Raw genomic sequence first — 25,992 nt, 5'->3', positions numbered from 1 at the left:
TGAGCGACGAGCTTCGTGATGCCGTCGATGCCCTTGCTGGCGGCGTTCACCGTCTGCACGGCGAGGCCCATGGCGTCCTGGAGCGTCGAAAGGTCGGAAGCGCGGTTGTTGAGGCCCTGCGCCGTGAAGTAGGAGTTCGGGTTGTCGACGGCGGTGTTGACCTTGAGGCCAGTCGCGAGACGGTTGTTCGTCTGCGACATCATCTCTGCCGTGCTCTGAAGGGCCAGCAGGTTCTGGCGGACGGCAGCCGAAAGAGTGATACCGGACATGGTGTTTCCTTTCCTAGGAACGTTTAGATCAGCTCATCCTGAGCTCGGACGCGATCATGCTCCGCGAGGAATTAATGCCCGGTAAAATGCGCTCCAAATTTTTCTAAAGAGGGAAGAGGTCCAGAATCCTGAAACGAAACGGGGCCCTCCAGGGGCCCCGTTCGTCGCGATACTGATTCGTGTGCGGTATCAGAAGAGCTTGAGAATGCTCTGCTGCGACTGATTGGCGATCGAGAGCGCCGAGATGCCGAGCTGCTGGCGGGTCTGGAGCGCGAGAAGGTTTGCGCCTTCCTCGTTCGTGTCCGCGAGCGTCAGTCCCGCGGCACCCGTCTGCAGCGTGTTGATGATGTGCTTGGTGAAGTCCTGGCGGGACTGCACGACCGACAGGCTCGACGCGAACGATGTGGACGTGGTTCGCAGCGTCTGCGTTGCCCGATCGTCCGCAGCCTGAACGGCCTTGAGGCGATCGTTGTCGGCGAAGTCGGCATAGGTGATCTTGTTCAGCTCGAGGCCCGTCGACGACATGTTGGTGCCGGCGATGTTGAGCCGCGATGTCTGGTGCTCGTTGAAGTTGACGAGCAGATTGCTGCCGGACTGAAGCAGGTTGATGCCGTTGAAGCTCGCATCCTGCGCCAGCTGGTCGATCTGGTCGAGCAGGGCGTTGTAATCGTCAACCTGCTTGTTACGGTTGGTGCCGTTCGCAGCGGTGATGGGCGTGCTCGCAGTGCCGATCACCTGACCGATGGCCGTGCCGGAGATCACCAGCTTGTCGCCGGAGGGCACGGAGAACTTGATCGCGCCGCCGCTGGTGCTGACGTTGAGGCCGGAAACCTGACCGGAGAGGGCAGTCTTCAGGTCGCCTGCGCTGGCGATGTTCGAGTTCAGCGTCACCGTGATGGCCGACTGATTGCCGACCTTGATGACGAGCGTGGCGGATGCGCCGCTGAAATTGTGAGGCGTGATCGCTTCGCTGCCCGTCGTCGCCTGCACGGTGGTCTGCAGCGCCTGGGTCGCGGTGGCCTTGGCCTGCTGCACGAGCTTCTGGATCGCGTCGATGCCCTGGCTTGCCGCGTTCAGCGTCTGAACGGCGAGCCCCATCGAGTCGAGCAGCGTGCTCAGATCGGATGCACGGTTGTTGAGGCCCTGCGCCGTGAAGAAGGACTGGGGATTGTCGATCGCGGTGTTGACCTTGAGGCCGGTCGCAACGCGCTGTTGCGTCTGGTCCAAGAGCGCTGCCGTGTTCTGCATGCTCAGCAGATTCGATCGCATCGCACCTGAAAGAACCACATCAGCCATTTTAGTTACCCTCCGGGGTTTCGCCGGTGTGTTCCAACCCGGCCCGAGTGCCATACTGAAAATTAATGCTTAATTTCACGTAAACGTTCCGCGCTTCGGCACAGTTTGCCGTTTCGGGCATGGCACCCGCTGGCGCTGGATCTGTCTTCCTTCTGCGGAACATTTATCTGGCTCCTTGCGTATGAACGCACTACTGCGCATATGGATCGCAAGGGGCGTGCCAGATGAAAAATCAAGCAAAAACAATGACTTGAGTTTGGGCTTGTATGGTAAACGCGGCAGGCCGTGCCGGGGGCGGGAAAGATTTGCCGGGGCGGATTTCGCCGGGCGGGGGCTCTTCGCGCGGTTTTTCCGGCCGGACTATCCGGGATCGGCCGCGCGGGGCCGCTGCGCGAGGCTTCAGCCGCGCGCAGCGAGAAGGGTGCCGATGTCCGCGAGAATGTCGCGCGTCAGGGCTTCGCGGTCGAAGCCCGGCATCACGGAATGGATGCGGAGCGTCGGGTGCCAGGGGAGGCGGCCCGTGCCGAGTTGCATCGGATGAGCGCTGGGCATGTAGACCACGCCCGGCACGCCGAGCGCGCCGGCCATCTCGGTCGCGGCGTTCCAAAGGCCCGTCACGAGGTCGAGTTCGGCCGTGAGCGCTGCGGTTCCGTCGAGATCGTCATGCGTGTCGAGGCCCGGCATCTGGTGGATCGTGACGCCGAGCTTTTCCGCCAGCTCGCGAATCTCCTCGCCGGGCTCGCCGAACTGGAGATTGATGATCTTCGCGCCTTCGATCTCCTCGAGCTTCGCCCAGTCGGCGGGCTCGGTCGCGACGATGTTGCGGACCGGATTGCGCAGGCCCGAACGCCAGGTGAGACCGATCTTGGGGCCGGCGCCGAGGCTCGCGAGCCAGTCGCGGGCGCGGGCGCGCTTTTCCGGATCGGCGACGAGGGGTTGGCATGCCGTGGGGAAGGCGTCGAGGCTGCGGCGGCGGAGCGAGGCGAGAATGCCCGCGGGCGCCGTCACATCGAAATCGACGTCATCGCAGGTGTGAGGAGCGGGCAGGCCTGTGGCCTTGCCGGTTTCCGTGCGCACCGTCGCCTGCGGCCATGTGCGCTGATAGAGCGGCACGAGGCGCTCGACCGTCTCGATGATGACATGGCCGGCCTCCTCGACGATTTCGTGGAAGCAGGTGGAGAAGCGAAGATCGTCGCCGATGCCCTGTTCGCGCCAGATCATGATGGTCTTGCCCTTGAGGCTCTCGCCCTGCCAGAGAAGGCCGGGGAAGGGGCGATAGGGCTGGCGCTGGCCGCTGGCAAAGCCATAGCCGTAAATATCCCATCCCTCCTCGATGCGGCCGATGGCCAGCAGGCAGAGCGACAGGTTCCAGAGCATGGCGTCGTCGGTGGGTCGAAGCTCGAGGCCCCGCCGATAGGCTTCGATCGCCTCGGAGGGCCTGAAGGCCGTCTGCAGGGCCGAGCCCAGATTGTTGTAGGCCTGGAAGAGATCGGGCTTCAGCGAAACCGCCTGATAGGCGGCGCCGATTGCCTCGTCGAGCATTGCCTCGTCGGTGAGGATGTTGCCGAGATTGCTGTAGGCTTCGGCGAAGTCGGGCCTGGCCTCGATCGCCTTGCTGAAGAGATCGACGGCGCGCTGCGTTTCGCCCATGTCGCGGGCGAGGTTGGCGAAGCTGAAAAGTATGTCGTGATCGGACGGCGCAAGCTCGTGGGCGCGCTCGAAGGCCTTCAGCGCGTCTTCCCTGTGGCCGATCTCCGTGAGGATCGTCGCCTGATGATAAGCGACGAGGGGGTCTGCCGGCGCGAGCTTCACGGCGCGCTGCATGGCGGCGGCGGCCTCGTCCTTGCGCCCGAGCGCCGCCAGCGTCTTGCCGCGGCCGCGATGGATGCGCGGGTCGTGCGAAGCGATGGGCAGGAGGTTCTCATATATGGCAAGCGCCCCGGCATGGTCGCCCAGGAGATCGGACAGGATGCGCGCCTGTTCGATGCGGGATTCCTTGTCCGCCGGGTTCAGACGCGCGGCCCGGTCATAATGAAAGATGGCGAGATGGTTTTCGCCCTTGAGCGCGTAGAGCCGCCCGAGGTCGGCATGCGCCTCGGCGAAATTCGGGTCCTGCTCGACCGCGCGGCGGATGAATTCGATGGCCTGATCGCCACAATTGTTCGAAACGCAGAGCTGGCCCATGAGGCGCAGCGCGCCGGGATGGCGGGGATTGGCGAGGAGGGCGGTGCGGTAGCGGGCTTCGGCCTCTTCGAGCTTGCCCTGGCGGTGGAGCGTGGCGCCGATGTCGAGTTCCCGCTCGATGGGGGTGGTCCTGGCCGGCTTCAACCTTGCGGATTTCGACATTCTCTGTTGCCCCCTCATGCCCACGCTCTCACTCAACTAGTCTCAAATCGTGGTTAGCGAACGGTTAATGACCGGACGCGAACCCCGAAAGGCGCACCTCAGACGCGGGCGTCGAGGGCGATGGCGGCGCCATGCGCCTGGCCGGGGGCGGGGCGGGCGACGGCGGCGTCGCGCCCATAGCCGAGGACCGGCGCCTTGCGCTCGTTCATCGCCTCGGCGACGGATTTGAGGATCCGTTCGGAAACCGACCGGGCGGCCGACAGCGCGAGCGCGTTCGTCCGCAGCGCGTCCTCGAGTTTCCGCATCGCGGATTTGAGGCGGGCCACCTGCTCGGAGGGAGCCCGGTCGATGAGCCCGTGATTGAGGGTGATGGCCTGCACGTCCATCGCGTAATGATTGGCAAGGCTCGTCTTCTGCGCCTGCAGCTCGGCGATCCTGTGGGCCTCGCGCGCCTCGATGAAGGCGGTTTCGCGCTCGACCACATCGGTCAGTTCGCCGGTGACGGAGAGCATGCGCTCGACAAGGGCCGAGGGGGAAAGCTCATTGGCCGCGGCGCGGCGGGGCTCGCTCATCTGCCATGCTCCTGAAGTTTGAGGATTTCGCTATAGACCTGATCCGCGATGCCGATGCCGCCCGCGCGGGCCATCTGCTTGCCATATTCATCGACCAGCAGGGAGCGGAAGACGTTTTCGCCCTGTCCGCCGCTGAAGGGACCGTCGCTCTTGATGCCCTCGAACATGGTCTGGAACATGACCGAGACGAAAGACGCCTCGAAATCCTGCGCCGCGGCCCAGGCGCGCTCGTCGCGGCGCGCGGGCGCGGCATTGGTCTGGGCCTGCACGAAAGCGGAAGGGGCGGGCGCTGCGGCTGCGATGCTCATCACATCACCGAGATTTCGGCCTGGAGGGCGCCGGCGGACTTGATCGCCTGAAGGATGGTGATCATGTCGCGCGGCGTGACGCCCAGCGCGTTCAGGCCGTCCACCAGTTCCTTGAGGCTGATGCTGCCGTCGACGAAGGCGAGCTTGCGGCCCTTGCTTTCCTCGACATTGACGCTGGTGCGCGGCACGACGGTGGTCTGGCCCGTATTGGAGAAGGGAGCGGGCTGGCTCACCTGCGGCGTCTCGTTGACGCTGATGGTGAGATTGCCCTGCGCGATCGCGACGCGGCTCACGCGCACATCCTCGCCCATGACGATCACGCCGGAAGCCTCGTCGATGACGACGCGCGCGGGAAGATCGGGCTCGACACGAAGCTGCTCGATATCCGTCAGAAGGCTGACGACATTGCCGGAATAGCTGGACGGCACGGTGAGCTGAACGGTCGTCGGATTGTTCGCATTCGCGGCGGGCTGACCGAGAAAGGTGTTGATTGCGCCGGCCACGCGCTCGGCGGTGGTGAGGTCGGGATTGCGGAGCGAAAGGCGCAGCGAGTTCAGGTTCGCCAGCTTGAATTCGATTTCGCGCTCGACGATGGCGCCATTGGCGATGCGGCTGTTGGTCGGCACGCCGCGCACGATGGACGCAGCCTCGCCCTTGGCGGAGAAGCCGCCCGTCGCGACCGAGCCTTGCGCGACGGCATAGACCTGGCCGTCGGCGCCCATGAGCGGCGTGACGAGAAGAACGCCGCCCTGAAGGTTGGTCGCGTCGCCAAGCGCGCTCACGGTCACGTCGATGCGCGAGCCCTGCGGCGCGAAGGGCGGCAGATTGGCCGTGACCATCACGGCGGCGACATTGGCGGTCTTGAGCTGCGAGCCGCGCGTGTTGACGCCGAGGCGTTCGAGCATGGCGGTCAGGCTCTGCTGCGTGAAAGGCGCGTTGCGGAGCGTGTCGCCCGTTCCGTTGAGGCCGACGACGAGGCCGTAGCCCACGAGAAGGTTGTCGCGAATGCCCTCGACATCGACGATGTCCTTGATGCGCGACGCGGCGTCCGCATTGACGGGCAGCGCGAAGGCGAGAAGGCACGCCAGCGCAAGAAGCTTCGCGATGGAGCGGAACGAAAGGGCGATGGGCCTGAACATGAGCTGACCGTCTGACACCTGGGACTACGGCCCATGCCTAGCGAAAGCCGTGCCATGCCCGCTTGTTTTTCAAGTCATTGAAAATAATCATGTATTTCAGATCGCCGTCCGCGGAGGTGGCGGCAGATCGGGGCGGCGGGAGGCACCTCCTTCCGGCGTGGCGGCAAAATCTGCCGGGGGCTCGTTCATGCTTAACGCCGCATTAAGGATGCCGGCCCCATGCTGGCGCCGGAGCATTTTCCGGATCGGCTCCGGAGGGCATGGGCATGAAGATCGGCAATACGCGGCAACTGGGTCAGACGGCGGGCAAGCGCCCGGCCTCGATGCGGGGCGGTTCGGGCTTTGCCCTGGACGGCGCTGAAGAGGGCCGGGGAATTGCGGGGCTTGCGGGCATCGCATCGCTCGCGGCGGTCGATTCACTTCTCGCGCTTCAGGGAGCGGATGACGCGCTCTCCTCGCCGAGGCGCGCCATTCAACGTGGCGAGCAGATGCTCGACATGCTCGACGACATCAAGGTGGCGCTGCTTGCCGGGCAGGTTCCGCAATCGAAGCTGCAGCGGCTGCTGCGGGCCGTTGAGGGCGAGCAGAGCCGCGCGGACGACCCCAGGCTGGCGGAAATTCTCGACCATATCGAGCTCAGGGCGCGGGTCGAGCTGGCGAAGTTCGGCACCTTCCCCAAGGGCTGAGCCAGCGCGGCCAATGCCTCCCCGGCCTGCTGCCGGGCAGAAAATCACTTGTAATTCATAAGGTTAACGCACTTCTTTCCAGCTTTCGTTAGCTGTTGAGAATCGTGAACCCTCTCCCTATACTCCGGCCCGTTTCAAGCCGTGTGCGTCAGGAGAGATCACCGCGAATGGTTGTCCGCCTACCCAAGGGCTATACGCCGTCTGAGGACGAGCCGTTCATGAACAAACGGCAGCGTGAGTATTTTCGCCGCAAGCTGGAGAAGTGGAAGGAAGACATCCTCCACGAGAACCGCGAAACGCTTCAGCATCTACAGGAAGAAACGGTTCAGCATCCCGATCTTGCAGATCGCGCTTCCACCGAGACCGAACGCTCTCTCGAACTCAGAACCCGTGACCGTCAGCGCAAGCTCATCGCCAAGATCGACGCGGCGCTACGCCGGATCGAGGAGGGAACTTACGGCTATTGCGAGGAGACGGGCGAGCCGATCAGCCTGAAGCGGCTCGACGCGCGCCCCATCGCAACCCTTTCGATCGAGGCGCAGGAGCGCCACGAAAGGCGCGAGAAGGTTTATCGCGACGATTGAGACGCGCCTTCAGCGTCCCCCGGCATGGAAAACGCGGCCCCCTTCGGAGCCGCGTTTTGCTTTTCGGGCACGCCTTGGCGACGCCTAGAACGGCATGATGATGTCGTAGAGCTGCTGGCCGTAACGTGCCTGCTGCACATCGGTGATCTGGCCGCGCCCGCCATAGGAGATGCGCGCCTCGGCGATCTGGGTGTGCTGGATCGTGTTGATGTTCGAGATGTCCTCGGGCCGGACGATGCCGCTGATGAGAAGCTCGCGCACCTCGAAGTTCACGCGCACTTCCTGACGGCCCTCGATGACGAGATTGCCGTTCGGCAGAACCTGCGTGACGACGGCGGCGACGGTGAGATCGACGCTTTCCTTGCGGTTGACGGAGCCTGCGCCCGCGGTCGCGCTCTTGCTCGTCGCATCGACGAGGCTCGTCGGGTCGACGGCGTCGGGCAGCACGTTTTTCAGCTTCGTCTCGACACCGAGGAATTTCGGCAGGGCGGCATTCTCGGAATTGGCGCGCGAGCGCTGGGTCGAGTTGTCGACCTTGGCGCTGTCGGCGATGTTGATGAGGACGGTGAGAATGTCGCCGACCTTCGCGGCGCGCTGGTCGCGGAAGAAGGCGCGCGAGCCGGATCGCCAGAGCGAATTGGGCTGATAGGACACCTGCTCGGGCGCGGGCATCGGCATGGTCACGGGGCGATAGCCGGGGGTCGTGGTCGGATTGGCGATGGGGGCGAGCGCGGGCGCCGCGCCGATATTGTCGATGCGGTCGATCGCGCCGCATCCGGCAAGCGATGCGGAGAGGGCGATGGCGGCGGCGAGGCGGTTAATTCCGGTACGAACGAACATCTTGAACCTCATGAACGAAACTTCTGGCGCGTGCGCGCGATCTCAGGACTTCAGCTCGGCGGCGGCGCGGGGCGCGCCGAAGGCTTCGATCCTCACCATGTTCGGACCTTCGACGATGCCCTGCACGGTGCGGTTGGAACGGGGATTGAGAATGTCGACCGTGTCGCCGATGGCGCCGCTCTGCAGCGCCCGGCCGCGCGCGGTGAGCGTCAGCGCGCCGGAGACATAGGTCATGTCCACCTGCGCGCCCTTGGCGACGACGACGGGCGGCTGGATGTCGCTCATGCGCAGCGGCTCGCCCGTACGCACGGGATAGCGCGGGGACATGCCGACGAGCTGCGCCTCGGCGGTGATGATGTTCTGGCTGACGCGGTTCGCGGGCAGCCTGATCCAGTCGATATCCTGCCTGCGGACCACATCGCCCGGCGCGACGTCGCGCGTCAGAACCGGCACGTCGAGGACCGGATAGGCGCGGCCGGAGACGCGGCGCAGAGGGCTCGCGAGATCGTTGGCGGGCGCGCGCAGAAGCGCGTCGAAGCTGCCGGTGCGGGCGTTGAAGGCGATCTGCTCGACCTTCACCGAGAGCGGCTGCTCGATGCCGACCTGAACGCCTGCATGGCCGTTCGCGAAATCGATCTGGAGCTTCGCCGTTACGGGAAGGGCGGGCGTCGCCGCCATGATGGCCGAGGAAACGGCCGCCGCGACTTCGGGCTCGGGAACGGCGGTGCCGGCGCGCGCGACGGTGATATGGGTGAGGCCCGTGGTATTGCGCCAGGCGACGCCGCTGCGTCGCGCGGCGAGCGAGATGCGCGAGATCGAAATGTCGCTCGTGAAGCCGGGGGCGGGCGCATCGGCAACGACGATGCGCGCGGCATCGCCCGCGCCATCGAAGAGATCGCCCAGCGTCACGACATTCTCCGTCACGGTCACGTCCGTGCGAAGCTCGGCGGCGCGGGCGGGCAAGACCAGCGCGGCGCTTGCGAGCGCCGATGCGAGTGCGAGAGCGGCGGAGCGTTTGGCGAGGTGCATGGCGGCGCGCATCGGTTTCATCCGTTACTTCAGGTTCGAGGCGACCGACATCATCTCGTCGGAAGCGGTGATGACCTTGGCATTCATCTCATAGGCGCGCTGCGCGGTGATGAGATCCGAGATTTCGGTCACGGCATTGACGTTGGAGGTTTCGAGGAAGCCCTGCTGGAGGCTACCGAAGCCGGTCGAGGCGGGGGCGCCGGTCGTCGGCGCGCCGCTCGCCGCCGTTTCGAGGAAGAGATTGTCGCCCTGCGGATCGAGGCCGCCTTCGTTCTGGAAGACGGAGAGTTCGAGCTGGCCGACAATCTGCGGCGTGGTCTGGCCGGGGATGGTCGCCTGGACCTGGCCGTCCTTGCTGATGGTGATGTCGGTTGCCGTCGGCGGAATGGTGATGCCGGGCTGCACGGTGTAGCCGTCGGATGTCACGATCTGGCCCTGCGGGCTGAGCTGGAAATTGCCGGCGCGGGTGTAGGCGTCCTCGCCACTCGGAAGCTGCACGCGGAAATAGCCGCGGCCCTGAATGGCGAGGTCGAGCTTGTTGCCGGTGTTGTTCATGTCGCCCTGCGACATGATGCGGTAGACGGCGCCGGTCTTTACGCCGAGGCCGATCTGCACGCCCGAGGGAACGATGGTGCCGGTGTCGGACGAATTGGTGCCGACGCGGCGCAGGTTCTGATAGAGCAGGTCCTGAAACTCCGCGCGCTGACGCTTGAAGCCCGACGTGCTCATATTGGCGATGTTGTTCGAGATCACCTCGACATTGAGCTGCTGGGCCATCATGCCTGTGGCGGCGATGCTGAGCGACTGCATGTGACTGTCCTCGGTTTCCGTTCGATGTGGAGGCCGGGCTTAAGCCGGGCTTCCGATTTGCGAAATGGCCTGGCGGCGCATGTCGTCGGCCGACTGCACCAGATTCTGCGCGCTCTGATAGGAGCGCAGGATTTCCATCATGTTCGTCATCTCGACGATCGGCTTGACGTTCGAGCCTTCGAGCGAACCCTGAATGAGGCGCGTATTCGCGGCCGGCTGCTCCGGCTCGTCGGTGACGTAGAGATTGTCGCCCTCGTTCCTCAGCGACTGCATGTTGGGAAAGCTCACAAGCGCGAGCTTGCCGCGCTGCTGCTCGGAGGCGCTGATGCCGTCGCGCGTCGTCGTGATCGTTCCGTCGCGGGCGATGGTGATGTGGCCTTCGTCGATGGCGAAGGTGATGGGCGTCCCGGCATCGGAGAGGACGGGATAGCCCTGCGAGGTAACGAGCTGGCCCGTGTCGTCGAGCTGGAAGTGCCCGTCGCGCGTGTAGCGCACGCCCTGCGGCGTCTGCACCTTGAACAGGCCCTCGCCATTGATCGCGACATCGAGCGGATTTCCCGTCGCGCGCATCTCGCCATCGGCGAGGTTGCGGAAATGGCCGTAATCCTGAACGAAGGTCAGCGTTTTGTCGGGGCTCTGCTCGCTCGCGACCGGCATCAGATACTGGTCGAAGAGCATGCTCTGCGACTTGTAGCCCGTCGTGTTCACATTAGCGAGGTTGCTCGCGACGACGGACATCTCCCGCATCATGGCGGTCTGCCGCGAAAGGCCTATGAGAAGTGCGTTGTCCATGTCGGCTGGCGATCCCTGCGGGTGCTCCGGTTTTTCCGGCTTTCCATGTGCAGGGTGCGTGCCACGCATGAAGCCCATGTATTTCAATGACTTGCAGCGATGATCGGATGGCGTGGCGGCGCGCCGTGGCAGGCTTTACCGGGCAGTTCTTGCCGCCTGCGCCACGGTTCGCAACGCTTCATTAACTAAAATCGGCAAGGATTTGCCTGCGTCCGGATCATGGTTTCCAACGGGTTTCCGCGATAGGGCGCATTCAATCGAACCGGCGGGGGCTTGCCGGTGGGCATGGTGGGCAGAATGGCTGCGATCGACGCCGATCTTTCCGAAGACGAGGGTGGAGAAGAAGCCGCGCCCGTGAAGCGCAAGCTGAGCGGAAAGGTTCTTGTTCTCTATATCGCACTTCCGCTGTTGCTTCTTATCGGAGCGGGCGGGGGCATCTACATGTCCGGCATGTTCGGCGGACATGAAGAAGAGAAGCCGAAAATCGCCGAGCCGGTTTTCTACGATCTGCCGGATTTTCTCGTGAACCTCAGCGGGCCGGCGCCGCAGCACTTCCTCAAGATGAAGGTGGCGCTGCAGGTGACGGACAAGGAAGCCGCCGCGCGGCTCGAAAAGGAGCTTCCGCGCGTGCTCGACAGCTTCCAGATCTTCCTCCGCGAACTCAGGACGGAAGATCTCGACGGTTCGGCAGGCATGCTCCGTGTCAAGGAAGAACTGATGCGGCGCATCAATCTGGCGGTTCAGCCGCCCATAGTCACGGACATCCTCTTCAAGGAAGTCATCGTCCAGTAAGACGCACCGTCCGACAGGGTTTTGGAATTCATGGCCGACGCCGACGATATCGATCAGGACGAAATGGCTGCCGCGATGGAAGCGATGGACGCCATGGAGTCGGAGCAGGAACAGGCGGTGCCGTCCTTCCGCACCGCGCCGGAGCGCGTGCTCAATCAGGACGAGATCGACAGTCTTCTCGGCTTCGAGATGGATAATGACGCGAATGTCGAACGCACCGGCATTCGCGCCATCATCAATTCGGCGCTCGTCTCCTATGAACGCCTGCCGATGCTCGAGATCGTCTTCGACAGGCTCGTGCGCCTGATGACGACCTCGCTCAGAAATTTCACTTCCGACAACGTCGAAGTCAGCCTGGACAACATCTCGTCGATCCGCTTCGGCGACTATCTGAATTCGATCCCGCTGCCCGCCATTCTCGCCGTCTTCCGTGCGCGGGAGTGGGACAATTACGGCATGTTCACGGTCGACTCGAACCTCATCTATTCGATCGTCGACGTGCTTCTCGGCGGGCGGCGCGGCACTGCCGCGATGCGCATCGAGGGGCGGCCCTATACGACCATCGAACTCAATCTCGTCCAGCGCATGATCGAGGTCGTGCTGCAGGATGCGAAGGCCGCCTTCGAACCCCTGTCGCCGATCACCTTCGAGCTTGACCGGATGGAGACGAACCCGCGTTTCGCCGCGATCGCGCGGCCCGCAAATGCCGCGATCCTCGTCAAGCTCCGTATCGACATGGAGGACCGGGGCGGGCGCATCGAGATGCTGCTTCCCTATGCGACGCTGGAGCCGATCCGCGAACTGCTTCTCCAGATGTTCATGGGCGAGAAGTTCGGCCGTGACTCGATCTGGGAAAGCCATCTGGCGACGGAACTCTGGTCCACCGAAATCCCCATCGAAGCCGTGCTCGACGAGCAGAAGATGAGCTTGCGCGAAGTGATGGATTTCAAGGTCGGGCAGACGCTCATGCTGAACAACGGGCCCGACGCGCTGGTCGAGATGCGTTGCGGTGGGGTGTCGCTCGCATCGGGCCGCATCGGCCGCATGGGCAACAATGTCGCCGTGCGGATCGAGAACGGGATCAAGAAGCCAAATCGCGTCGATGCGGTTCGCGCGGCCATCACGAATGCGGCGCCGGGCGGCGCGGAAACGGCGGGAGTGCGCAAATGAATTTGCCGATTGATCTGATGCTCGAGGCGATTGTGTGCGTGCTGCTTGCCGCGACGATCGGGTATTGCGCGACGCTCGACAAGCGGCTGCGCGCCATGCGCTCGGGGCAGGATGGCTTGCGCCAGTTGATCGGCGAGCTTTCGGTCGCGACCGAGCAGGCGGCGGGCGCGATTGCGCGGCTGCGCGAGGCGACCGACGCGACGGGCCAGGCGCTTGGCGAGCAGGTCAAGCGCGGCCGGGCGCTTGCCGACGAGTTGGGACTGATGGTGGAGGCGGGCAATCGCATCGCCGACCGGCTGAGCGCGCCGCTCGAACAGCGCCGCATGCCGCCGCCGCCCATGCCCGCCAAGGCGGCGCCGCAGCTTCAGCCCGCGGCAGGGCCGAGGCAGGTGGCACCGGCGGCTCAGAGAGAGACGAAAACCGCTTCCGTGTCCCATCCCTTGCTCGATCTTCTGAAGCGCGCGCGCTGAGGCACCGGAAACATGCTCGAACGTCTTCGCCTTCTGCCGACTGTTATGCTCTGTGCCGGGCTCCTGCTCGGGCTCAAGGTCATGCATCTGGCCGTTGGCGCCGATGAGATCGGCGCGATCTCGCCAGCGCGGGCAAGCGAGCAGAAGGCCGAGGCGGGCGGCGAGGTGACCGGCAAGTCGGCGACGGCGGAAGCGCAGGCCCAGCTCGACCAGCAGACGAAGCAGCTCAACCAACCGAAGGTCAGCGCTTCCGAGGCTACCGTCCTCGAAAGTCTTTCCGCGCGCCACGACGAACTCGAGAAGCGCGCCAGGGACCTCGACATGCGCGAGCAGCTCGTTCGCGCGGCCGAGAAGAAGCTGGAGGACCGGATCGCCGAACTCAAGGCAGTCGAGGCGCGGATCAACCAGCAGATCTCCGACAACGACAAGCGCAACGAGGAGCGACTGGCCGGTGTCGTCAAGATGTATGAGACGATGAAGCCCAAGGAGGCCGCCCGCATCTTCGAGCGCCTTGACATGGGGGTGCTCATCGATGTCGCGCGGCGGATGGAGCCGCGCAAGATGGCGGCCGTGCTCGCGGCGATGGACCCCGTGACCGCGCAGGACCTCACCGTGGAGCTTGCGACGGGCAACGAGCTTCAGGACGCCGATGGCGGAAAGAACGGCAACGCGAAGAACGGCGCGGCCCCAGCCGCCCAGCCCGCCGCGCCTGCACCGGCGCCACAGGCGGTTGCGCCCACGATCGGGCAGGGCGTTCCGGGCCAGCCCGGCTGAGGATATTTCGCCCGCCCCGGCCTCCAAACTTAAACGTCACTTAACCACGCCTGCTTATGCTGCCCGGTTCAAGGGTGAGCGTCCTTGCGCGCGTTTCTGCGGGCGCGGGGGGAGCGCCGGAACTTCATGATCGGGGCCTGACGAAATGGGCAGAGGCGGCGTAGCGTGAACGGCATTCCTCGCCAACGCCTGAGTGTGGCGCGTGCGCTGGGCGCGGCGGCGATCCTTGCCGTGTGCGTGGCCTTCGCCGCATTGCCGGCCCGCGCCGCGACGACCCTTGCGACGGGTTTCTCGCAGGCGGGCGGCTATGGCCGCATCGTGCTCACCTGGCCGGGCGGCGTGCCCGCGCACAAGGTGGCGGTGGCGACGGGCGTTCTCGTCGTCACCTTCGACAAGCCCTTCGTCGTCGATCTCAACGAATTCATGCGGCAGATGCCGGACTATGTCGCCATGGCGCGGCAGGACAATGACGGCAAGACGCTGCGGCTTGCGCTCAAATTCGACTATTGGACGAATGTCCGGCAGGTCGAGAACAGCCTTTATGTCGACCTGCTGCCAAAATCATGGGCGGGAGCGCCGCCGCCGTTGCCTGCCGATGTGCTTGCGCGTATCGCGGCGGCGAAGGAGGCGCGGCGCAAGGCCGATGAGGAAGCGCGGCTGAACAAGCAGCGCGGCGTCGTCGAGCCCGGCGCGCCGTCGCCGGGGCTCAGTGTCCGCGTCGCGCGGCATGACGGCATGACGCGCCTCGTCTTCGACTGGAACCAGCCGGTGCTCTACTCGCTTGCCCAGCAGGAGGGCTCCGCGACCGTCACCTTCGACCGGACGGCCAAGGTTGCGCTTGCCGCCATCCGCGTCAATCCACCTCCTTATCTCCAGTCCATCACCGCGCAGGAGCGCGACGGACGGCTCTCCGTTTTCCTGAAACTCGCGCCGGGCGTCACCGTCAGCGACTTTCGCGAGGATCTGGGCATCGTTCTCGATCTGAAGCCCGCGCCGCCGCCGCAACACGGCAGCGAGGGGCAGACGTTATCGGAGCCCGCAACGAAACCGGCCGAGCCCGCCGAGAGCCGCGGCCCGAAATCGATCCTGCCTTCGGCGGCCGCCGATGCGCCGGCCGCGACGCCCGCACAAGCTTCACCGGACGTGCCGCCGCCCGCGCCATCGCCCGCTCCGAAGCCCGAGGCTGCCGCACCTGCTGTACCTGCCCGCGATGAGCCCGCTCATGATGCCGCTGTCGCCACTGCGCAAGCGGAGCCGCATCAGGCGCTCGAGGTCATGGTGCGCGACCAACATGACCGGACGGAGATCGACTTTCCCTGGGACAGCCCGACGGGCGCCGCCGTTTTCATGCGGGCGAGCACGCTCTGGATCGTTTTCGACAAGACGATGGCGCTCGATCTTTCACGGTTCAAGACCGCTTCGCCCTCGCGGCTCGGCGCACCGGCCGAGATCCCTGTGGATGGCGGCGTTGCCATCGCCGTTCCGATCCTTGATGAGCATCCGCTCGTCGGCGTGCGGCAGTTCGAGACCAAATGGCAGGTCACGGTTGGCGAGACGCTCGCCAGCATAGGTCGGCCCATCGCGGTCACGCGAGACTGGCTCGACACGGGCCAGGGCATCGTCAGCTTCGCCCTCAAGGGCGCGCGTAAGGTTCTCAGGGTTCCCGATCCGACGGCGCGCGATACGCTCGACGTCGCAACGGCGTTCGGGCCCGTGCAGGCGATGCAGACGCCGCGCAGCTTCATCGAGTTTCAGGCGCTGGCGACGGCTCAGGGCCTTGCCATCATGCGCGTCGCCGACGATCTCAACGTCGCCACGGCGTCGGACGCCGTGGTCGTTTCGCGCAAGAACGGGCTCACGCTTTCGGCCGATGCGAACGCGGAACGGACCGACGCGGATGGCGCCGGATCGCCCGCCGCCATGGATTTTGTCACATGGCGGGGAAGCGGAAATTTCATCGAGGACCGCAAGGCGCGTGAGCGGCGCGTTGCGCTTGCCGACATTCGCAGCGTCGCGGGAGCGAGGATGGATTATGCCCGCTTCCTCGTTGCGAACGGGCTCGGCATCGAGGCGCTGACGCAGATCGAAATGGCGCGCGATGTCGATCAGAAGCTCGAGGAAAACCCCTCGTTCCACGCCTTGCGCGGCGTCGCCAATGTGATGGCCCATCGCAATCCCGAAGCCATCGCCGACCTTTCGATCAATGCGCTTGCCATGGAGCCCGCCGCAGCCGCCTGGCGTGCGCTGGCGCGCGCCGGGCTCGGCCAGACCGAAGCTGCGCGAAAGGATTTCAGGCTGGCAGGGCCCTTCATGGATGGAATGGGCTCCGAATATGCAACGCTGATGCGCCTGACGGCGGCGCGGGTCGATCTCGCGATGAACGACATCACGGGCATGCAGATTCACCTGAAGCATCTGCCGGCGCATATCGAGAACCGCGAGCTGAAAGCGGAACGTCTCTATCTGCAGGCGAAGGCGATCGAGAGCCTTCAGCGGCCCGTGGAAGCGGCGGAGGCTTACGATCGCGTGATCGAGACGAATGTGCGGCCCTTCGTCGTGCGCGCGCGTTTCGCAAGGGCGCTCATGCTCAACAAGAGTGGCAAGCTCTCCGACGCGAAGCTCGCGAGCGAACTCGACGAGCTTCGCATGATGTGGCGCGGCGACGATGCGGAACTCGAAATACTGACGAAGCTCGCGGAGCTGCGCCTGAAGCAGGACGACATTCTTTCCGCTCTCAGAGTCATGCATGTCGCGACTCTGAATTTTCCGCATGACGACGGGGCGCATGCTCTCGGCGCCCGGATGCCGGACATTTTCGCGAGCTTCTTCATCGACGGATATGCGGACAAGATTCCGGCCGTGCAGGCGCTGGCCGTCTATCACGATTTTCAGGATCTCACGCCGATAGGGCGCAGGGGAGACGAACTCATCCGGCATCTGGCGGAGCGGCTTGTTTCGGTCGATCTTCTGCCGCAGGCCGCCGAGCTTCTGAGCTACCAGATCGAAAAGCGGCTTGTGGGCGGCGTCGCCAAGGCGCAGGTCGCGGCGCGTCTTGCCACCGTCTATCTGCTCGATGAGAAGCCCGAAAGCGCGCTCAAGGCCATCCGTTCGACGAACCAGAACCAGTTGCCGGAGGATCTCGACCTGCAACGCCGTCTGATCGAGGCGCGCGCGCTGGCCTCGATCAAGAAGTACGATCTCGCGCTCGATCTGCTCTCGGAGATGCCGGGGGCGGCCGCAAGCACGCTCAGGGCGGATGTGTTCTGGGAGGCGCAGCGCTGGGAGGAGGCGGGGCAGGCGGCGGAAGCGCTGCTCGCCAATGCCGGCGGGGAACGGGCGCTCGGCGCCGATGAGCGCTTCCAGATCATGCGTGGCGCCATCGCCTATTCGCTCGGCAATGACGAGGCGGGCCTCGAACGTATGCGGACGAAATTCGGCTCCCGCATGGCGGACACGGCCGATGCGAGCGCCTTTGCCGTCGTGACGGAGCCGATCGAACGGCAGGGCATCGCGTTCCGCGAGCTTGCGAGCCGCATCGCGTCAGTGAACGCGATGGAGCGCTTCGTCAATTCGCTGAAGAAGCCGGACAGGATCTCCGCGATCGACGGGACGCCCGTCGCGAGTAACTGATCGGAGCGTTCGGAGTTTCCGCTGTCATCCCGGACTTGCCTCTCCTGGCGCAGGCCGGGAGGCCGATCAAGTAAGATTGCCGTTCCGCAAACTCCACTGTCACCCCGGACTTGATCCGGGGTCCAGAGCGGCGGGTTCGGAGTGTGTGGCCCTGGATCCCGGGACGACAGCTAAAGAATGCTGCTTTCCCTCAATGTCCGCCCCGGACTTGCCGGTCAGGTGCCGAAGCTCTGGACGAGGCTTCCCGCGATCAGCGCCCATCCGTCCACCAGCACGAAGAAGATCAGCTTGAACGGCAGCGAGATCATCACCGGCGGCAGCATCATCATGCCCATGGACATGAGGACGGAGGCCACGACCAGATCGATGACGATGAAGGGCAGGAAGATGAGAAAGCCGATCTCGAAGGCGCGGCGAAGCTCACTCAGCATGAAGGCCGGCACGACGACCTGAAGTGGAAGGTCCTCGGCCTCCTCGGGCTCGGGCGTCTTGGAGAGATCGACGAAGAGCTTGAGGTCCTGCTTGCGAACCTGGGTGAGCATGAAATCCTTGAAGGGCTCGCTCGTCTTCGTGAACGCTTCGCCAAGCTCGATCTGCTTGTTCATCATCGGCTCGATGCCGTCATGATAGGCGCGGGTGAAGGTCGGCGTCATGACGAAGGCGGTAAGGAAGAGCGCGAGGCTGACGATGACGGCGTTGGGCGGCGATTGCTGGAGGCCCATGGCCGTGCGAAGCAGCGAGAGCACCACGACGATGCGGACGAAGGACGTCACCATGATGAAGATCGACGGTGCGAGGCTCAGCACCGTGATCAGGGCGACGAGTTGAACGATATGATCGGTCAGGCCGAAATTGTCGGCGAGATCGACCTTGATCGTGTCCGCGAGGGCGGGGCCTGAAAGCAGGAAGGCGGCGAGGGCAACGGTGAGCCCTGCGGCAAGAGGCCAGCGGCGCGAGGCGTTCTGGATCGGAGAGGTCACGCGCGGCGCTCCTTGATGAAATCGACGATGCGCTGGAACTGAAGTGTGGGAGCGGGCGCCGCGGTGTCGGGCGCTGCCTCCATCACCGGAGCGTCGATGCCGCTCTCGATGAGCAGGGCCTGTTCGGCGCCGAGCAGGATGAGATGCTCCTTGCCGTCGCGACGGATGAGAACGAGCCGGTGCTTGGCGTCGATCACCTTGACCTCGCTGATGGCGAGGCGCTTCAGCGCGCCGGGGGCGGAGAAGCCTCCCGTCGCGAGGCCGAGGCGACGGGCGCCATAGGCGCAAACCCCGATCAGTCCGATGATGAAGGCGAGCGCCGCCGCGAAGCGGAATATCTCTGTAAGGTCCATGGCCCAGCCCGATTGCCCCCGGGTGTCCCGAAGCGGATCACCCACCCTGGGCACAATTTGCCGGGATCGTGCTTAATTTCAGGTTAAGGCCCAGAGAAAGGGCGGCTTTCGGTGGTTAGGGCTTTCTTACCGTACCCGGTCATTTTTGCCGCGTTAGGACGATTTTAACGATACGCGGCAAAACTGACCCTGCCGCCAAGGAATGCGTGGCTTGCGACAGATTTTGAGAGCGCCGCCGAAAACGCCCAGAAGGGGAGTACGGACGGTCTTCAAACGGGCACGCGACCATGTCGATCGGCGATCTCCCCATCTTCACGATGATGAAGCAGCGCCTGCACTGGCTGACCGAGCGCCAGCAGGTGCTCTCCCAGAATGTCGCCAACGCCAATACGCCGGGCTACGCGGCGAAGGATCTGAAAGAACTCGATTTCGGCGCGATGGTGGATGCGAGCGGACCGAAGCTCGCGCCCGTCGCCACAAGCAGCATGCATATAGGCTCGCCCGTCGCGGGCACGGCCGCAGGCCTCAATCTTGGCCAGGCGCGGGGCGGCGAGCGGGCCAAGGCGCCGGACTTCGAGACGACGCCGGACGGCAATTCGGTCGTGCTCGAGGACCAGATGATCAAGGTCGCGCAGACACAGATGGATTACGAGACGGTGACGAGCCTCTATTCCAAGAGCCTCGGTCTCATCCGCCTCGCCATCGGCAACGGTTGAGGGAGGCTCGTCATGAGCGCCATGGACCTTCTCAAGTCGATGATGGTGGCGGCTTCGGGCCTCAAGGCCCAGAGCGGCCGCATGCGGATCATCGCGGAAAACATCGCCAACGCGGATTCGACCGCGAAGACCCCGGGCGGCGATCCCTATCGACGCAAGCTCCCCACCTTTGAAGAGAGCCTCGACCGCTCGCTCGGCACGCAGACAGTGAAGCTCGGAAGGCCCGTCCTCGACAATTCGGACTTCCAGTTCAAATACATGCCGGGCCACCCCGCCGCCGACGCCAATGGCTATGTGAAGTTGCCGAACGTCAACGGCCTCGTCGAAGCCATGGACATGCGCGAGGCGCAGCGGAGCTACGAGGCCAATCTCAATCTCATTCAGGCGTCGCGTCGCATGATCTCGCAGACGATCGACATCCTGAAAAAGTAAGGGGAGCGGTTCATGACCATTCCAGCTTCAGTCGCCCTCAACGCCTATGCCCGCGCTGCCGGAATGGGCGGCGGCGCCGCCCCGCAGGCGGGCGCGGCCAAGCAGGCCGCAGGCGCAGGCGGCTTCGGGGATTTTCTCGAAAAGGCCATCAATGACGGCGTCGATGTCGGCAAGACGAGCGAGCGCCAGATGGCCGCTTCCGCCGCGAGCAAGGATGGAAGCCTCGTCGATGTGGTGACGGCGGTGGCCGAAGCCGAGACGACGCTCCAGACGGTCGTTGCGGTGCGCGACAAGGTGATCGCCGCCTATATGGACATCATGAAGATGCCGATCTGAGGCGGCATCGCGGAAAGCCGATCTGACGAAGCGGGGAAGAGAAGAAAATCATGACCGGACCTGAAGTGCTCGACCTCGCGCGCCAGAGCATCTATGTGCTGCTCTCGGTTTCCGCACCGATGATGATCGTCGCGCTCGTCGTCGGCATCGCCATCGCGCTTCTGCAGGCGCTGACGCAGGTGCAGGAAATGACGCTCGTCTTCGTGCCGAAGATCGTCGCGATCTTTCTGGTGATGCTCGTGGCGCTGCCCTTCATGGGCCAGTCGCTCGCGGGCTACATGCACCTCATCGCGCAGAAGATCGTCGCGGGATAGAGCCGGGAAGGGCCGGGGGCGGACGCCGCATGATCACGATCGAAATCCTGCCGCAGACGGGCTTCATCTTCATGCTCGTCTTTTCGCGTCTCGGCAGCATGATCATGCTGCTGCCCGCGCTCGGCGAAGTGTCCGTGCCCTCGCGTGTGAGGCTCGTTTTCGCGCTCGTCATGACCGCCGTGATGATGCCGCTTGTCTCCGGCGCCTATGGCTCGATCCCCTCGACCGTTCCGGGGCTCGCCATGGCTGTGATCGGCGAAATCCTCATCGGGCTTTTCATCGGGCTTTCGGCGCGCTTCATCATGAGCGCGCTGCAGGTCGCGGGCAATATCATCGGCATGCAGACGGGGCTTTCATTCGCGCAGAGCGTCGATCCGACCCAAGGAACGCAGGGCGCGATGGTAGCGTCCTTTCTCTCGCTGCTTGCGGTGGCGCTCATCTTCGCGGCCGATCTCGATCATCTGCTGATCGCGGCGATGCGCGACAGCTATCTCATCTTCGAGCCGGGCGCGTCCTTTCCCGTCGGTGATTTTCTCGAGATGGCGGTCAAGGCCGTTTCCGGCGCCTTCACGCTCGGGGTGCAGCTTTCCGCGCCCTTCCTCGTCTTCGGTCTCATCTTCTATCTCGGTCTCGGAATCCTTTCGCGGCTCATGCCGCAGATCCAGATCTTCTTCATCGCCATGCCGGGCAATATCGGCCTCGGCTTCGCGCTGCTCTTCCTGCTTCTCGGCGCCATGATGACGTGGTTCCTGCAGGGCTTCGAGCAGACGATGGCCGTGTTCGTGCAGTGACGCGGGAGGGGGCGCCATGGCCGAACAGAACGATTCCGAAAAGACAGAAGAACCAACAGGCAAAAAGCTAGAAGACGCACAAAAGCGCGGCGACGTCGTCAAGAGCCAGGAGATCAATGCCTGGTTCGTGATGATGGGTGGCGCCATGGCGGTCGGCCTCATGGGCACGTCGTCGGCCGGGACGATCATGGATGCGCTCAAGGTGTTCCTGATCTCGCCCGAGGCGATCCCGATGGACCGTGATCATCTTCGCGGCGTCATCCTGCATCTCGGCATGGTGGTTTTCGGGGCCATGGCGCTGCCGCTTGGCGTGCTCATCGTCGCGGCGATGGCGGGCAACCTTCTCCAGCATGCGCCGGTCTTTACCGGCGAGAACATGAAGCCTTCCTTCTCCAAGCTCTCGCCGATAAAGGGGCTCGAGCGCCTGTTCGGACCCAAGAGCCTCGTCAATCTCCTCAAGAGCATGATCAAGTTCGTGCTCGTCGGCAGTGTCGTCTTCCTGCTGATCTGGCCGGAGCGCGACCGGTTCGGCCTCATGATGACGTGGGACGTCTCGCTGTTGCTGCCGCTCGTCAAGGCGCTGGCGCTCAAGATGTTCGGCGGCGTGATCGCCGTCATGACGGTCGTCGCGGCGCTCGACTACCTCTTCGAGCGTTTCCAGTGGCTCAAGAAGCAGCGCATGTCCATTCAGGAGATCAAGGACGAATACAAGCAGATGGAAGGCGACCCGACGGTCAAGGCCAAGCTCCGCCAGTTGCGCATCGAGCGCGGCCGCAAGCGCATGATGGCCAATGTGCCGAAGGCGACCGTCGTCATCATGAACCCGACCCACTACGCCGTCGCACTGAAATACGAGAAGGGCATGGGCGCGCCCGTCTGCGTCGCCAAGGGCCTCGACGCCATCGCCCTCAAGATCCGCGAGGTTGCGGAGGCGAACGGTGTGCCCGTGGTCGAGAACCCCCCGCTCGCCCGCGCGCTCCATGCCTCGGTCGAGATCGACCAGGAAATCCAGCCGGATCACTACAAGGCGGTCGCCGAGGTCATTGGATATGTGATGCGGCTTAAGGCTAAGATCGCCGGACGGGGCAGGGCCAATTGATTCGCGCCCTCGCGGCGCGCAAAATTCATAATTCCGGATCGGAGCTCGGCGTGAGCCGGGCAGCGGGGGCGGCTTCGGGGGAATGCCGATGAGCGAAATACCGGCCGAATTGCCGGAGCTGGAGCGTCCGGCGGCGGCAGAGGCCCGTGGCGGCAGCGTCGCGTCGGATGGCGACGCGCAGGGTGGCGTGTTTGCGGCGCTGCCATCCGGGCGGCGTCTCGTCATTCTCGCCGGCGCGGGGCTCGGCCTCGCGGCGACGCTGCTCGATGCTTTCGGCCTCCATGCCTTCGGCGTGAGCGGCGCGCTGACCGTCATGGGCGTGATCGGCGCGGCGGGCGTTCTCATCTTCGGGCTTGGAATGAGCGGGAGCGAGGCCTTCAGCCGGGCGCCGCTCGCGGCGGGCGAGGCGCTCAACGCGCTCCCCGACCCCTGCTACGTGACCGACAGGCGCGGCGCGGTGATCTTCGCCAATGAAGCCTATCGAAGCCTGCTCGGCACGGCTCATGCCGAGCGGCCGGCGCCGCTCGAGCGCCTGCTTGCCGGACGCGACGGCCTTGCCGAAACGCTCTTCCGCCTCACCCAGATGGGGCGGACGGGCTTTGCCGGCGAGGAGGAGGTTCGCTTCTCGCCGCGCGCGGGCGCGGTGGAGCGCGTTTTCAGGATCGTGGTGCGGCCGCTGAGCGGGGAGGAGGGCGGCGCGGTGTGGCTGCTGCGCGACCTCACCATGGAGCGCGAGCGCGTCGAGATCGCGGAACGCCAGTGGCAGAGCGTCATGGACTTCATGTCGGCGACGCCGATCGGCTTTTACGTCGCCGAGGCGAATGGCGAGATCACCTTCATCAATGCGCGGCTGGCGGGCTGGCTCGGTATCGAGCCCGACCGCGCCACGGAGCGGCGCACGACGCTGGCCGATTTCGCGGCGGGCGGTCCGGGCGGGCTTCCCCGTGCGTCGGCGCTCGACGGCACCGCCACGCTCGATGTCGATCTGCGCGCGGGCGATGGCCGCGTCATGCCGGTCCGCATCGTGCAGACGCAGGTTTCGCGCGGCGCCGGTCGCGAGCCGATGATCTGCGCCATGGTGCTCGACCGCGCGACCGCGGACGAGGCGGAGGAAACGATGCGCGACGCCGAGCGGCGCTTCGCGCGTTTCTTCAACAATGCGCCCATCGGCATCGCCACGGTCGATCGCGAAGGCCGGATCGACAATGCGAACAGCGCCTTTCGTTCCTATGTCGGCGATGTGGAGCGCGGCGCGAACCTCGCCGGCCTCGTGGCCGAGGACGACCGGCCGGGCGTCGAGGAAGTGCTCGGCAGGGCGCAGGCGGGCACGCTTTCAGGCCCGCCCATCGAGGTGCGGCCCGTCAACCGTTCCGAGCGCGTGGGGCTTCTCTATGCGAGCCGGGTCGATATGGGCGAGGATGGCGGCTCGACCGTCATCTATCTCATCGACGCGACGGAGCAGAAATCGCTCGAGCTGCAATTCGCCCAGTCGCAGAAGATGCAGGCCATCGGCCAGCTCGCGGGCGGTGTCGCGCATGACTTCAACAACCTGCTGACGGCCATTATCGGCTTTTGCGATCTGTTGCTGGCGCGGCACCAGGCGGGCGATCCATCCTTCGCCGATGTCATGCAGATCAAGCAGAACGCGAACCGCGCGGCGAACCTCACCCGCCAGCTTCTCGCCTTTTCGCGCCGGCAGACGCTGCGACCCAAGGTCCTCTCGCTCACCGATGCGATTGCCGAGCTTCAGAACCTTCTCTCGCGTCTTCTCACCGAAAAGGTCGAACTCAAGATCGTTCATGGCCGCGATCTCGGCCTCGTCAAGGTCGATCAGAACCAGATCGAGCAGGTCATCATGAACCTCGCCGTCAATGCGCGCGACGCGATGCCGGATGGCGGCAGGCTGACGATCCGCACGGCGAATGTGTCGGAGGAGGACAGCCGCGCGCTCGACCACGCGCTGATGCCGCCCGGCGAATATGTGCTCATCGAGGTCGCGGATACGGGCGTCGGCATTCCGAAGGAAAATCACGGCAAGATCTTCGAGCCCTTCTACACCACCAAGGACCCGAGCAAGGGCACGGGCCTCGGGCTTTCGACCGTCTATGGCATCGTGAAGCAGACCGGCGGCTTCATCTTCCTCTATTCGACGGTCGGCAAGGGCACGACCTTCCGCATCTATCTGCCGCGCTATTTCGAAACGCCGGCGGAGGCGAAGGCCGAGGCGGAGGCAGCGGCGGCCGCAAGCGCAGCCGAGCCCGCGGATCTCACCGGCAAGGGCACGATCCTTCTCGTCGAGGACGAGGATGCGGTGCGCACCTTCGCCGCCCGCGCGCTCACCACGCGCGGCTATGAGGTGCTGCAGGCCGAAAGCGGCGAGGCGGCCATCGCGCTGGTCGAGGGCTTCAAGGGCCAGATCGATCTCGTTGTCTCCGACGTGGTGATGCCGAACATGGACGGCCCCACCATGATCAAGGAGCTGAGGGCGCGGCTTCCGGGCGCGAAGGTCATCTTCGTTTCGGGTTACGCGGAGGATGCCTTCGAGAAGAGCCTCGACCCCGATCAGGAGTTCCACTTCCTGCCCAAGCCCTTTTCGCTGAAGCAGCTCGCGGCGGCGGTGAAGGAGATGATGGGCGGGTGAGGGTGATTCACGGCAACCATGTTGGCGGCGGCGTGAACATCTGCCGAACTTGTCTTGAATTCCGATTTAAAATCAATATCTTAAATTTCATATTGCCAGGCGGAACAAAACCGGTACATTAACCCTTGATTGCTTCGGCCAGGCCAGCATGAAATAAGGGGAACCGGGATGTCGAAACCGACGATTCAGCTCGTTGAGAAGGGCGACAGGAACGATATGGACAAGCAGAAAGCCCTCGAAGCCGCTCTCAGCCAGATCGAACGCTCGTTCGGCAAGGGCTCGATCATGCGGCTCGGCAAGAACGAGCAGGTGGTGGAGATCGAGGCGATTTCCACGGGCTCGCTCGGCCTCGACATCGCGCTCGGCATTGGCGGTCTTCCCCGCGGTCGTGTGATCGAGGTTTACGGTCCCGAATCCTCCGGCAAGACGACGCTGGCGCTGCAGACCATCGCCGAAGCCCAGAAGAAGGGCGGCGTCTGCGCCTTCGTCGATGCGGAACATGCGCTCGATCCCGTCTATGCGCGCAAGCTCGGCGTCGCGCTCGACGATCTTCTCATCTCCCAGCCCGATACGGGCGAGCAGGCGCTCGAGATCGCGGACACGCTGGTCCGCTCCGGCGCGGTGGACGTGCTCGTCGTCGACTCGGTTGCGGCGCTGACGCCCAAGGCCGAACTCGAGGGCGAGATGGGCGACTCGCTGCCCGGCCTTCAGGCGCGGCTCATGAGCCAGGCGCTCCGCAAGCTCACCGCTTCGATCTCCAAGTCGAACACCATGGTGATCTTCATCAACCAGATCCGCATGAAGATCGGCGTGATGTTCGGCA

General features: G+C 64.6%; 26 protein-coding genes and 1 pseudogene. 15 read left to right on the top strand and 12 right to left on the bottom strand.

The features are described 5' to 3' along the window. The 6 genes and pseudogenes from PKA57_RS03830 to PKA57_RS03805 form a co-directional block, all read right to left on the bottom strand. Nucleotides 1-269: pseudogene (locus PKA57_RS03830) on the bottom strand (ABC transporter substrate-binding protein); the annotation flags it as partial. Nucleotides 270-458: 189 nt separating this feature from the next. After that, entirely contained in the window at nt 459-1,565 is a 1,107-nt protein-coding gene (locus PKA57_RS03825) for a flagellin (RefSeq protein ID WP_324297670.1), read from the bottom strand. Between the two features lie 399 nt (nt 1,566-1,964). Further along, entirely contained in the window at nt 1,965-3,911 is a 1,947-nt protein-coding gene (locus PKA57_RS03820; RefSeq protein ID WP_324297667.1) for a tetratricopeptide repeat protein, read from the bottom strand. Nucleotides 3,912-4,009: 98 nt separating this feature from the next. Continuing rightward, entirely contained in the window at nt 4,010-4,483 is a 474-nt protein-coding gene (locus PKA57_RS03815) for a hypothetical protein (RefSeq protein ID WP_324297665.1), read from the bottom strand. Then, nucleotides 4,480-4,791, bottom strand: a complete 312-nt coding sequence (locus tag PKA57_RS03810; protein ID WP_324297663.1) for a rod-binding protein — start codon at nt 4,789-4,791, stop codon at nt 4,480-4,482. The genes PKA57_RS03815 and PKA57_RS03810 overlap by 4 nt, the downstream gene beginning before the upstream one ends. Continuing rightward, nucleotides 4,791-5,930 (bottom strand): flagellar basal body P-ring protein FlgI, encoded by a 1,140-nt coding sequence (locus PKA57_RS03805; RefSeq protein WP_324297661.1) that lies wholly within the window; start codon nt 5,928-5,930, stop codon nt 4,791-4,793. The genes PKA57_RS03810 and PKA57_RS03805 overlap by 1 nt, the downstream gene beginning before the upstream one ends. Before the next feature lie 266 nt (nt 5,931-6,196). Here PKA57_RS03805 and PKA57_RS03800 point away from each other — a divergent pair, with 266 nt between their 5' ends. Next, complete coding sequence (locus tag PKA57_RS03800) at nt 6,197-6,616, top strand: flagellar assembly protein FliX (protein ID WP_324297659.1); 420 nt, start codon at nt 6,197-6,199, stop codon at nt 6,614-6,616. Nucleotides 6,617-6,783: 167 nt separating this feature from the next. Then, nucleotides 6,784-7,200: an RNA polymerase-binding protein DksA gene (gene dksA / locus PKA57_RS03795; RefSeq protein WP_324297657.1), complete on the top strand. Its 417-nt coding sequence runs from the start codon at nt 6,784-6,786 to the stop codon at nt 7,198-7,200. An 84-nt stretch (nt 7,201-7,284) separates the two neighbouring features. Here the strand turns inward: dksA and flgH are convergent, their stop codons facing one another. The 4 genes from flgH to flgF are packed head-to-tail and all read right to left on the bottom strand — an operon-like array spanning nt 7,285 to nt 10,671. Then, entirely contained in the window at nt 7,285-8,040 is a 756-nt protein-coding gene (flgH, locus tag PKA57_RS03790) for a flagellar basal body L-ring protein FlgH (protein ID WP_324297655.1), read from the bottom strand. 42 nt (nt 8,041-8,082) lie between these two features. Next, nucleotides 8,083-9,090, bottom strand: coding sequence for a flagellar basal body P-ring formation chaperone FlgA (gene flgA / locus PKA57_RS03785; protein WP_324297653.1), 1,008 nt, complete (start codon nt 9,088-9,090; stop codon nt 8,083-8,085). A 3-nt stretch (nt 9,091-9,093) separates the two neighbouring features. Continuing rightward, the gene (gene flgG / locus PKA57_RS03780) at nt 9,094-9,879 is read right to left on the bottom strand and encodes a flagellar basal-body rod protein FlgG (protein WP_324297651.1); all 786 of its coding nucleotides are present in this window, start codon (nt 9,877-9,879) and stop codon (nt 9,094-9,096) included. A gap of 39 nt (nt 9,880-9,918) precedes the next feature. Beyond that, complete coding sequence (gene flgF / locus PKA57_RS03775) at nt 9,919-10,671, bottom strand: flagellar basal-body rod protein FlgF (RefSeq protein WP_324297649.1); 753 nt, start codon at nt 10,669-10,671, stop codon at nt 9,919-9,921. A gap of 297 nt (nt 10,672-10,968) precedes the next feature. Between flgF and PKA57_RS03770 the strand changes: the two genes are divergently transcribed. The 5 genes from PKA57_RS03770 to PKA57_RS03750 all read left to right on the top strand — a co-directional run bounded on the left by PKA57_RS03770 (nt 10,969) and on the right by PKA57_RS03750 (nt 17,507). Continuing rightward, nucleotides 10,969-11,463, top strand: a complete 495-nt coding sequence (locus PKA57_RS03770; RefSeq protein WP_324297646.1) for a flagellar basal body-associated FliL family protein — start codon at nt 10,969-10,971, stop codon at nt 11,461-11,463. 30 nt (nt 11,464-11,493) lie between these two features. Beyond that, a complete protein-coding gene (fliM, locus tag PKA57_RS03765) occupies nt 11,494-12,633 on the top strand; it encodes a flagellar motor switch protein FliM (RefSeq protein ID WP_324297644.1) in 1,140 nt (379 codons plus the stop codon). Then, on the top strand, nt 12,630-13,103 hold the full coding sequence (locus tag PKA57_RS03760; RefSeq protein WP_324297642.1) for a DUF6468 domain-containing protein: 474 nt from the start codon (nt 12,630-12,632) through the stop codon (nt 13,101-13,103). The genes fliM and PKA57_RS03760 overlap by 4 nt, the downstream gene beginning before the upstream one ends. Before the next feature lie 12 nt (nt 13,104-13,115). Then, nucleotides 13,116-13,877 carry a FlaA gene (locus PKA57_RS03755; RefSeq protein WP_324297640.1) on the top strand — a complete coding sequence of 254 codons (762 nt, stop codon included), beginning with the start codon at nt 13,116-13,118 and terminating at the stop codon, nt 13,875-13,877. A 165-nt stretch (nt 13,878-14,042) separates the two neighbouring features. Then, nucleotides 14,043-17,507, top strand: coding sequence for a hypothetical protein (locus tag PKA57_RS03750; protein WP_324297638.1), 3,465 nt, complete (start codon nt 14,043-14,045; stop codon nt 17,505-17,507). A gap of 215 nt (nt 17,508-17,722) precedes the next feature. Here PKA57_RS03750 and fliP read toward each other — a convergent pair whose 3' ends face one another. Continuing rightward, entirely contained in the window at nt 17,723-18,412 is a 690-nt protein-coding gene (fliP, locus tag PKA57_RS03745; RefSeq protein ID WP_324297881.1) for a flagellar type III secretion system pore protein FliP, read from the bottom strand. A 71-nt stretch (nt 18,413-18,483) separates the two neighbouring features. After that, the gene (locus tag PKA57_RS03740) at nt 18,484-18,840 is read right to left on the bottom strand and encodes a hypothetical protein (protein ID WP_324297636.1); all 357 of its coding nucleotides are present in this window, start codon (nt 18,838-18,840) and stop codon (nt 18,484-18,486) included. A gap of 287 nt (nt 18,841-19,127) precedes the next feature. Here PKA57_RS03740 and PKA57_RS03735 point away from each other — a divergent pair, with 287 nt between their 5' ends. The 8 genes from PKA57_RS03735 to recA form a co-directional block, all read left to right on the top strand. Then, the gene (locus PKA57_RS03735) at nt 19,128-19,556 is read left to right on the top strand and encodes a flagellar basal body protein (RefSeq protein ID WP_324297633.1); all 429 of its coding nucleotides are present in this window, start codon (nt 19,128-19,130) and stop codon (nt 19,554-19,556) included. Between the two features lie 21 nt (nt 19,557-19,577). After that, on the top strand, nt 19,578-19,988 hold the full coding sequence (gene flgC / locus PKA57_RS03730) for a flagellar basal body rod protein FlgC (RefSeq protein WP_324297879.1): 411 nt from the start codon (nt 19,578-19,580) through the stop codon (nt 19,986-19,988). Between the two features lie 12 nt (nt 19,989-20,000). After that, nucleotides 20,001-20,324 (top strand): flagellar hook-basal body complex protein FliE, encoded by a 324-nt coding sequence (locus tag PKA57_RS03725; RefSeq protein ID WP_324297631.1) that lies wholly within the window; start codon nt 20,001-20,003, stop codon nt 20,322-20,324. Between the two features lie 50 nt (nt 20,325-20,374). Continuing rightward, entirely contained in the window at nt 20,375-20,638 is a 264-nt protein-coding gene (gene fliQ, locus PKA57_RS03720; RefSeq protein WP_324297629.1) for a flagellar biosynthesis protein FliQ, read from the top strand. A 29-nt stretch (nt 20,639-20,667) separates the two neighbouring features. After that, a complete protein-coding gene (gene fliR / locus PKA57_RS03715) occupies nt 20,668-21,429 on the top strand; it encodes a flagellar biosynthetic protein FliR (protein WP_324297627.1) in 762 nt (253 codons plus the stop codon). A gap of 16 nt (nt 21,430-21,445) precedes the next feature. Beyond that, the gene (flhB, locus tag PKA57_RS03710; RefSeq protein WP_324297625.1) at nt 21,446-22,528 is read left to right on the top strand and encodes a flagellar biosynthesis protein FlhB; all 1,083 of its coding nucleotides are present in this window, start codon (nt 21,446-21,448) and stop codon (nt 22,526-22,528) included. Nucleotides 22,529-22,616: 88 nt separating this feature from the next. Then, on the top strand, nt 22,617-25,169 hold the full coding sequence (locus tag PKA57_RS03705; RefSeq protein WP_324297623.1) for an ATP-binding protein: 2,553 nt from the start codon (nt 22,617-22,619) through the stop codon (nt 25,167-25,169). A gap of 168 nt (nt 25,170-25,337) precedes the next feature. After that, nucleotides 25,338-25,992, top strand: a 655-nt coding sequence (recA, locus tag PKA57_RS03700; protein ID WP_324297621.1) for a recombinase RecA, incomplete at its 3' end; no start/stop codon positions are given.

It is taken from the genome of Parvibaculum sp. (assembly GCF_035325945.1).
Lineage (GTDB): Bacteria > Pseudomonadota > Alphaproteobacteria > Parvibaculales > Parvibaculaceae > Parvibaculum.
Note: the sequence above shows the minus strand (reverse complement) of the source record. Positions and strands in the feature narration are given on the sequence as shown.